Raw genomic sequence first — 207 nt, 5'->3', positions numbered from 1 at the left:
AACTAGATAAAACGAACGCTATCAGTGTGTTCGGAAATAAAGTGTACTGCTTTGACGGTGCAAATGCGGACGCTTGGAAGAAGGCGCGGGGCTTCACGTCTGCCGGGGCCTTCTTAAACGAAGCAACTGCGCTTCATGATATGTTTGTCAAGGAAGTCATATCAAGGTGTTCGTACAAGGGTGCAGTTGTCATGATGGACACCAACC

General features: G+C 48.3%; 1 pseudogene. It reads left to right on the top strand.

Going from position 1 to position 207, the window contains the following annotated elements:
- Positions 1-207, top strand: a pseudogene (locus CHH91_RS21090) (PBSX family phage terminase large subunit); the annotation flags it as partial.

This window comes from Virgibacillus sp. 7505 (assembly GCF_002272135.1).
GTDB lineage: Bacteria > Bacillota > Bacilli > Bacillales > Amphibacillaceae > Terribacillus.
Note: the sequence above shows the minus strand (reverse complement) of the source record. Positions and strands in the feature narration are given on the sequence as shown.